The following is an 8,843-nucleotide window of genomic DNA, read 5'->3' as shown; positions in this document are numbered from 1 at the left end:
TACAGTAAGATGAATTTGAAATTTCAAAGGGAAACTAGGGACTTTCGACAATTTTTGTTGGGATTTGGACAGACAGGGAATGGATACATATGGTTTTAATGCAAAAACTGTTTCGAAAGTAGATATAACAAAGTTTGGTTTCAGATTGACTCCCTGCCCCATAGCCAATCCTCTTATGAAAAATGAAAATAATAAATATTACTATCCCCTTTTGGATGAATTTCTGCCTTATAACCAGGATATAAAAATAAAGCACCGCAAAGAGCTTAATTTGCCGCAAAATAAACGTATTATACTTATTACATCGGCTGTATGGCAGGAAACTTACAAGGCTTATCCACACGTAACCAATTTTGTTAATGCAGCCAATAAAATATATAGGAACATTTTAACAAGGATTGCTCAAAACAACATAGTGCTTTATGTAGGACCTAAAGGTTTTTTTGAAGAAGGTAATATACCGTCTAATATACATTTTCTTGGGCAACTTTCTCCTGATGTATTTGAAAAATATGCAACGGCATCGGATTTGTTTATTACAAGAAATATAACTTCCACCACTCTTGCAAAATTGGCGCTTTCGGGTATTCCTTCGGTAATGCTCAAGAACTCCCTGTTTTTTACTCCGAAAACGAAAGACAAATTTAAATGTCCGTTTAAGCCGACGGAGCAGGTTGAAGAGATATTAAACAACCTTGAAATGTGTTATCCTTATCGCATGTATCCTGTTGGATGGTATACATTTCTTGAGCCTGTGATAAAGGACAATCCTTATATAAATGTGGTGAATGAGGTTGAGTTGTTTGACGAGGAGAGAGCTGTCGACACTATATGGGATATACTCGAAAACAGAGAAACTGTCGACAGGATCACAGAAAATGTTGCAAGATACAGGGGAATGTTGGACAAGCTTTGCACGCCTTCCAATATATTAGAACAGATTGGTTATGATGAGGCAAATAACTGTTGTCTATAGGTTCATGAATATAAAAAATATATGCAAAGGAGGATGAAGATGATTAGAAACATATGCTTTCTTCAGGCCCCTTCCGAGAGCGGTCTTCAGTATCCCGACAATATGACCGTGCTGCCCCTAAGCCTGGCTCTCGGAGTGCTTGCGGGATATCTGCGGAATAAAGGGATAGAAGTTGATTTGATTGACTTGAATGCGGGATTTTCTGATAAATTCAGCAACGATGAAGATAAAAAAAAGCTTGAAATCTGTTTTGATAAAGAAGCTGTTTTATCTTATTTGAAAGGTGAAGATAATCAATGCATAGATAGTTTGATTGAATATATGTTATCGGAAGTTGACATAGATAGTTATGATTCCTTTGGAATATCCATAGGAGCGGATTTTTCATTTGTGCAAATTCACTGTGGATTTCTTATAGCCAAATTTTTGAAGAGTAAATACAGTAAGACCGTATTTATCGGCGGTAATAACGTCTCTTATCTCTACATATTTCGTGACGTTTTTCTGGAGCTTTGGACGGCGGCATTACAAAACCTTACTTTTATAATAAAAGGCCCGGGAGAAGAGGTCATATGGGATATAATTAAGGGATTGAATGACGGAGAAGACATGGATGCCCTTGTCAACATCGGCGGACTTGTACGGCTTATAGGAAACGAGGTGGTTGCCAACGCTGAGTACAGGCCCCAAGTTGTAAGGCCTGATTGGGAGGGTTTGGACATCAAATATTATAAAAAATATATGTGCGATGACACCACAGGAGATAAAAAATCTGAAAGGGCGGCATCCGATAATAAGGTGTATGTTTACAAATGGCCTGATACATTTATAGACAGTCCGGGTCAATTGGTAAACAAGTATAACAAAACTAAAAAAGCCAAAGATGTACTCCCGAGATTAATAGTTCCTTATATATTCAATTATAATTGCCCCTATAACTGTGCTTTTTGTACTCAGAGTGATTATGACCGGGGAAGTGTGGTGGGCGGACAAGCAGAGCATGTAATTGAAGATATAAAGGCACTGATTGAAAAATATCAGACCAATTATTTTTATTTTCTTAACAATGCATTCAACTACTCGGCCAAGTTTGCAGATACTTTCTGTCAAGAAGTTAGAGCACAGGGAATAAAACTTTATTGGTCGGATTGCGGGCGTTTTAACAATCTTACATATGAAAGGTTAAAGCAGATGCGTGAAGCCGGATGTGTCAAGCTGACATTTGGCTTTGAAACGGGAAGCGAGAAGATACTTAAACTTATTGATAAACGCCTTGACCTTGCTCATGCGGAAGAAGTTTTGAAATGGTGTCATGAGCTGGGTATATGGTGTGACATTGAAGTTATTGTGGGACTGCCCCATGAATTTGAAGAGGATTTTGCAGCGACAAAAAGTTTTCTGGAGCGCAATCAGAAATATATAAATTATATATGGATAAACGAATATTTTGTGGTTCCAAACAGTCTTATAGGAAGGTTCCCGGAACGCTATGGGATTGAGCTGATACGAGACAGAACTACGTATAATGATTTGTTGAAAAACAATCTTGAATATTTTCAAAGCGGCAGAATTCCTTCAACTCAGAATGCGAAAATATATGGCTATAACGAAATAAACGGAAGAGATTATTCTCAAATTGTGGAGGAGAATAATCGAAGAATTGAAACATTGAATAAGATGCAGAAAATGGAATTTTATGAGGTTAGCCAGTTTTATAAATTATTTCTTAACAAAAAATAATCAAGGGACAATGAATGACCCAAATATCGCTTCTAATTAAATATGGTGCTAATTAATTGATACATTATTGATGCTTTGTTCTAAGCTGGAGATATTTTATAAGATTTAGCTTTAAAACATAGCCGGAGCAATCTAAAGCTTTGGCTATGTTTGTTTTTTCGCACCGAATTACTTGGCATTGGGTTGTGATATTTTAACCCGTATGTTTTGTAGATCATTTTGAAAAGCAGTGAACTGGGCAAAAATGGAAATACATACATCAATTATAATAATGTGGACAAATTAACACAGATATTATATGTTATTATTACAAATTATGAAACGGAAAAAATTATAAAAAAGTATTCAGGGGGGGAGAGGTAAAAATGTTTAAATTTCGAGGGAATTTGGCACTGTTCGTGGTAGTCTGTTTTGTGATGTCTTCTTTTTTGGTCAATTTGACGGCTTTTCCCGCAGGAGCGGCTGATGAGAATTTGCATTCCTATACATTTGAAAAATTCAAATTCCCCGCAGGAACTAAGATTAGCGATGCAATATCACATCCGACTGAACCTGTGATTTTTGTTGCAGATAGTGCCAATTCAAAAGTTTACTCAATTAATGTTGAGACTGATATGGTCAGAGAAGTCTATGTAGGCGGCACAATAGAAAGGATGGCCTATTTTAATAATGAGCTGTTTGTCACTGTTCTTACGAATGCTCATAGTCCATATTGGAAGCCGGAAGACCAAAGTGGCGTAATAGCGGTAATTGATACAGAGTCTATGTAATTAAAAGAAAAAATAGACATTGATATTGACCCTTTTAGTATTGTTGCAGGAAGAGACGGTTACCTGTATGTGACTTCAGGATCGGGATAATTGACTTATTTTAATAGCTACTCATGTTCCACCAAAGAACTTGTGGATTCAGAGTTTATAATGCATAAGAGTTTTGCTGATTATCATCCCGTATTAAACAGGATTTATACTGTTACAACAGATATATCGCCAAGAGATTATAATGTTTATAATGTTGACAATGGTGAATTTGTGTCATATTATGATTCAATTTACCATGGTGATTATCCGTTGGATACATATTTTAAAATATCTCCTGACGGAAATTACATATTTAACGGCTCGGGTTGTATATTTACCTGCACTGAAGATGAAGAACAGGATATGAGATTTTTCTTTAAGCTTGACAAGGAATTTAGCAATATTGCTTTCGATTTGGACCATGATTTGTTCTTTACATCCAAGGAAGACAATCAAATAAATGTTTATGATTATAATACTTTACGCCGTGTACATTCTGTGAATTCAAAAGGCAATGTATTAAATCTTCTTTTTGTGGACGGAAAATTGCTTGCTTTGACCGATGACTCCAAAGGGGCATTGACTCTTGAGAACGTTCAGATAGACAGTATTATAAATAACTTGCCGGTACCTACTCCGACACCTGCAGCTACACTTATACCTGTGACATCAAATGAACTTTCCGTTCAGTTTGACCTTAATATGGAAGTAAAAGATTCCGTTATTCATCCTGACAAAGAATTTATATACGTTATAAATAATCTTGATGAGTTGGTGAAAATTGATTTTAAGAACGGACAAAAGGTAAGTGTGCCTTTGGGTTATAATTCCAACTGTATTGCTTTTGGCAACGGGGAAATATATGTTGGCTTTGGTCCTCAAGGAATGATAGGAATATATGATGCCGATACTCTTCAATACAAGGACAGAATACTGGTTAAAGATACTTTCTTAGATATTGCGGTGGGAAATGACGGATATATATACATCTCCAAATGAAACCGGTTCTGAAAACGGCATTTTAAAAGTTTTTCCAGAGAAACCAAAGAAGCAGTATCCGTATCTAAGCTCCAGAGGCCTCAAACAGGATATTTAGCGGCCAATCCTGTAACTAATTCCCTTGTATTATCTTCTATAAACGTAAGCCCTACGGATCTTTATACAATCAATTATGATAATGGAATGATTACAGAAACATACGATTCTCCGTATCATGGAGAGCATAGAATAACTTCCAGAAACAGAATATCCCGGACGGATTGTATATATTTAACAGTTCGGGCAATATATTTACGGCTTCTGGCAATAAGACGGAAGATTTAAAACTTTACCTTAAACTTAACAAATCTTTTAATGATGTGGCCTTTGATGTTGAAAACGATAAATTTTATGTGGCTTTGAACGAAAATACAATTTATGAATATGATTACGGAACCTTTACGCAGATTGGCACAAAATATACGGAAGGTACTGTAAAGGATATGTACTTTAGAGACGGTTATTTGATAGCTGTTTCGAAAGTCGCAAACAGTCGGACAATTCTTGAAAAAGTACGAGTATGGGAAACACCGTTAAAAACCATTGATTTGAAAACTATAAGGTTAGAGATTCGGTAATTCATGACAAGAAACCTATAGTATACTTTGTTGATGATACTAACAGCAAAGTTGTATCAGTGAATTATGTCACAGGAGAAATCAAAGAAGGTAATATAAACCATTCTCCGAACTGCTTGGATATTTATAATGGAGAAATATATGTCGGATGTGGTCAAAACAAAGTTATTTACATTTATGATGGGGATACCCTGGAACTTAAGGATGAGATAATAAGCGTGACAGCTTTTGATGATATGGCTGTTGGGAATGACGGCTATATTTACATAATAGGTGACGGTTATGTTAAAAGTCTTTCCAGGACCCTAAAGCAAGAATTTTCAAGCAGGGAAGTTCGTTACTTTGGAAAGATGGAAAAACATCCTGTCCGCAACGTATTTTATTTTACAACACAAGGAGTTTCGCCGGCAGATATATATGCGTTTGAATACGATAACGGAAGTATTGTAAATGTGCATGATTCGCCTTACCATGGTGATTATAGTCTTGTAACCAACTTTAAAATATCTCCCGACGGTAAGTCTTGTTTAATGGTTCCGGGGCCATATTTGAATGCAATGAGGATAAAGAAGATATGAACTTTGCTCTTATGCTGGATAAAACATTCAAAGATATTGCATTTAACATGGTAGAAAAGAAGTTCTACATTACAGCCGGAGATAACCAAATCTACGTTTATAATTATCAAGATTTTACAATGGTTAATACCGTATCTTCGATTGGAGAGATATCAAAGCTGTTCTATGTAGGCGGCAAATTGTGTGCTTTATCCAGAAATGCAAATGGAAGGCCTATGTTCGAAGTAATTGAAGAACTCAAAATCAAATATGGTGATGTTAATAATGACGGAAAAATAAATTCAACGGATATTATGTATTTGAAGGGACATCTGTTGCGAAAGAGCGGTTATAAGCTGGAGGGATACGGCTTGTTGGCGGCAGATGTGGACGGTGACGGTTTGGTAACCTCATTAGACTTGTCATATTTGAAGAGATACATATTGCGTAAGATTTCAGACTTCCCTGCAAACAACAAATAAATTTGCTGACAGATTTATATGAATGGGGCACATGCTTGATTTTGAGGTGAAAGCAGAAAATGAGCAAACTCCTTTAACCGAAATTAAAAGAGCAAAATATAATATAATAAACTATTAATAATATATGGGAGTGTTTGAAGGTATTTAAAAGTAAATATATTTTCTCATTCTTTGCATTACCAGTATTATGAAAATCTTCATGTAGTGGCTTGAAATATAAACCAGCCATCTTTGACCGAGAACCCGAATACACCGCCATGCTTTTCCACGATATGAGCCATGCTTTTTGTGCCAAAGCCATGTCCCTCTTCATTTGATACCGGGAGGCCATGATTAAAAACCGGCTCATTTTGATAGCGGTTGCGAATGTCAATACACAGCTTGTTATTCTTGGAAAACATGCGCAGGTCTACAATACGCATACTTATGTCGGGTATTTGCTCCGAGGCATGTATGGCATTTTCCAATGCGTTTGACAGGAGGGAGCAAAGCTCTGTGTCGCTAAAGGGATGCGAGGCAGGAAGCTTTGCATTTACAGTAAGTTGGATTTGTGACTGTTTTGCTTTTGAGGCGAAAGAAGACAAAATAAGATTTACGGTTTCATTTTCACAGAAGCGTACGGGTGTGATAGCATCCAAGTCCGACTGGACAGTCAAAAATATTTTTGATTTCTTCTATATTTCCCTTAGATGCCATGCTTTGCAGGAGAGCGAAGTGATGACGCATATCATGCCGGTAAGAGGCAGCAGTTTTTTGCATCTGACGTAAAGATTCAAATTCTTTTTGTGCCTGCTTAAACTGGGAATCCAGTATATCCTTTTCTCTTTGAATGTTTGCCTGCTTTTGAGTCTCGGTATAATACAGGAGGACAAACACAAAATAGAACGTAGATGTTAAAAAAGGCATGAACTGCACAGCCACCCGTGCCCCGCTATACATAAAGTTGGTATAAACAGAGAAAGCATACTCGCACAGATAATAAAAAGCCGGCATTGCTCCAAAAAGCAGGCAGGAGCTTGTAGAGCGTTCTATCATATGGCGAACAGGCTCCATCGCATATTTCCGCAGGAAAAGGTATATCAAAAACGCAGCAGCAATATAACCGACATGGTTCACGGAGACACTGCCAAAAACTTCGCCAAGAGCAGTACCGATCCATCGGGGAGGCTGGCAGCACAGAAAAGATGCAAATACACTGGTTAGTGAAATCATCCATGGACGCTTCAAATATACAACTATGAAAACGGCGATGGGTAAATGGGACAACAGCGGATACAATTTTACTGTCAGTTCCATGCCCCACGCGTTTAAACAGGCAACCTGTGAAATAAATAAAACTACAGTTAAGCATCCGGCAGCAATGCAGTTTTTACGTGTACGCTTCATTCCGGCAAAATTAACTGCTACTGCCGTACCAAACAGTAACACAATAAAATATCGGGAGAATGCAATGATAGTTTCTGTCATTTAATTATTACGCCTCCATTTGATAATTCAGATATTGATGTTTGATTTCTTTTGCTTTCCCTTGGGCAATAGGAACAGAAACAAGGGGTTGCAAGGTGACTTTGCTATTTTCTATAATATCTATATACTGCATATTCACAATATACGAGCGATGAGTTTTGATAAAACATCTATATTTTAAAAGAGTGCTGCAGACAGTAGAAAAGGATTCTGTGCATTCAATTACTTTCCCGGATATCAAGTGATACAGCACATTTCTTCCAATTACCTCTGCATAAACTATATTTGAGATTAATATTTTTTGGATGCCATCGCTGCTCTTTACAATAATTGCGTTTTCCTTTTTTTGTGCTTCTATCTGTTCTAAAAGTTCATCAAAAGTTAAAAACAATTTCTCTTTCGAGACAGGCTTTAATACATAGTCAGTGGCCCTTACGGAATAACTTTCTAAGGCAAATTCAGACGATGAGGTAAAAAATAAAATCGGAGCGATTTTATCAAAATCTCGGATTTCATTTGCCAAATCAATGCCTGTAAAACCCGGCATCATAATATCCAGGCAATATATATCAAACTGCTTACCCTTATCTAAAGCAGAAGTTAGCTCAAATCCGCTTGAAAAAACTGTGTATTCAAAATTCAAATGCTTTGATGATTTATATTCGTCCAAGAGATGTACCATATTGGACAGGTCGTTCATATTGTCGTCACAAAGAGCAATCTGCAGCATGAATATTCCTCCGTTTTCTCATTATTCATTTTTGCACAGAAGTTGGATGCACTGCACTATTTCATGTCAAAAAAAATATGATTCATGCAAAATTTATTTTTAATTCAGCGTTAACTGATACAATTAATTTGATTAAGTTTTTTATTATGCAAACTAACATATATTATTTCGGAAATATCTCAACGTGATATTAAAGAAATCAGAATTATTTTGCACACCGGAAAAAATTACAAATTCACATAACGAGTGGCCTATGAATGGTCACAGTCTGTATGTTCCTGCTTAGATAAAAAAATAATTTGTTGGAATATTATGAAAATAATTTTCCGGTTAAGTACCGGAAATTGAAATAATGCACCAACACAGGCATGTTGTGTATGACATTATACTATACGAGAGGAGAATTTTACATGAAAAGATTACCAGCACTTATTTAGTCACTTGTTTTATCACTAAACTTTTAGTCGGCTGGTCG

General features: G+C 36.4%; 9 protein-coding genes and 1 pseudogene. 7 read left to right on the top strand and 3 right to left on the bottom strand.

The window, feature by feature from the left end:
• Window positions 1-52 precede the first annotated feature (52 nt).
• The 7 genes and pseudogenes from JCM21531_RS16130 to JCM21531_RS18010 form a co-directional block, all read left to right on the top strand.
• Window positions 53-976 (top strand): annotated as a pseudogene (locus JCM21531_RS16130) (DUF6365 family protein); the annotation flags it as partial.
• 39 nt (window positions 977-1,015) lie between these two features.
• Window positions 1,016-2,716: a B12-binding domain-containing radical SAM protein gene (locus tag JCM21531_RS16125; protein ID WP_038291365.1), complete on the top strand. Its 1,701-nt coding sequence runs from the start codon at window positions 1,016-1,018 to the stop codon at window positions 2,714-2,716.
• Window positions 2,717-3,081: 365 nt separating this feature from the next.
• Complete coding sequence (locus JCM21531_RS18025) at window positions 3,082-3,486, top strand: hypothetical protein (protein ID WP_054847155.1); 405 nt, start codon at window positions 3,082-3,084, stop codon at window positions 3,484-3,486.
• 90 nt (window positions 3,487-3,576) lie between these two features.
• Complete coding sequence (locus JCM21531_RS18020) at window positions 3,577-4,515, top strand: YncE family protein (RefSeq protein ID WP_054847154.1); 939 nt, start codon at window positions 3,577-3,579, stop codon at window positions 4,513-4,515.
• A gap of 260 nt (window positions 4,516-4,775) precedes the next feature.
• The gene (locus JCM21531_RS16115; RefSeq protein ID WP_038291362.1) at window positions 4,776-5,132 is read left to right on the top strand and encodes a hypothetical protein; all 357 of its coding nucleotides are present in this window, start codon (window positions 4,776-4,778) and stop codon (window positions 5,130-5,132) included.
• Window positions 5,133-5,191: 59 nt separating this feature from the next.
• A complete protein-coding gene (locus JCM21531_RS18015) occupies window positions 5,192-5,710 on the top strand; it encodes a hypothetical protein (protein WP_054847153.1) in 519 nt (172 codons plus the stop codon).
• Between the two features lie 11 nt (window positions 5,711-5,721).
• Entirely contained in the window at window positions 5,722-6,171 is a 450-nt protein-coding gene (locus tag JCM21531_RS18010; protein WP_243467851.1) for a dockerin type I repeat-containing protein, read from the top strand.
• Window positions 6,172-6,368: 197 nt separating this feature from the next.
• Here JCM21531_RS18010 and JCM21531_RS24660 read toward each other — a convergent pair whose 3' ends face one another.
• The 3 genes from JCM21531_RS24660 to JCM21531_RS16100 are packed head-to-tail and all read right to left on the bottom strand — an operon-like array spanning window position 6,369 to window position 8,368.
• Entirely contained in the window at window positions 6,369-6,755 is a 387-nt protein-coding gene (locus tag JCM21531_RS24660) for an ATP-binding protein (protein ID WP_369347718.1), read from the bottom strand.
• A gap of 22 nt (window positions 6,756-6,777) precedes the next feature.
• A complete protein-coding gene (locus tag JCM21531_RS23075; RefSeq protein ID WP_369347717.1) occupies window positions 6,778-7,638 on the bottom strand; it encodes a hypothetical protein in 861 nt (286 codons plus the stop codon).
• Window positions 7,639-7,645: 7 nt separating this feature from the next.
• Window positions 7,646-8,368 carry a LytR/AlgR family response regulator transcription factor gene (locus JCM21531_RS16100; RefSeq protein ID WP_038291361.1) on the bottom strand — a complete coding sequence of 241 codons (723 nt, stop codon included), beginning with the start codon at window positions 8,366-8,368 and terminating at the stop codon, window positions 7,646-7,648.
• Window positions 8,369-8,843 lie beyond the last annotated feature (475 nt).

The organism is Acetivibrio straminisolvens JCM 21531, from assembly GCF_000521465.1.
GTDB lineage: Bacteria > Bacillota > Clostridia > Acetivibrionales > Acetivibrionaceae > Hungateiclostridium > Hungateiclostridium straminisolvens.
Note: the sequence above shows the minus strand (reverse complement) of the source record. Positions and strands in the feature narration are given on the sequence as shown.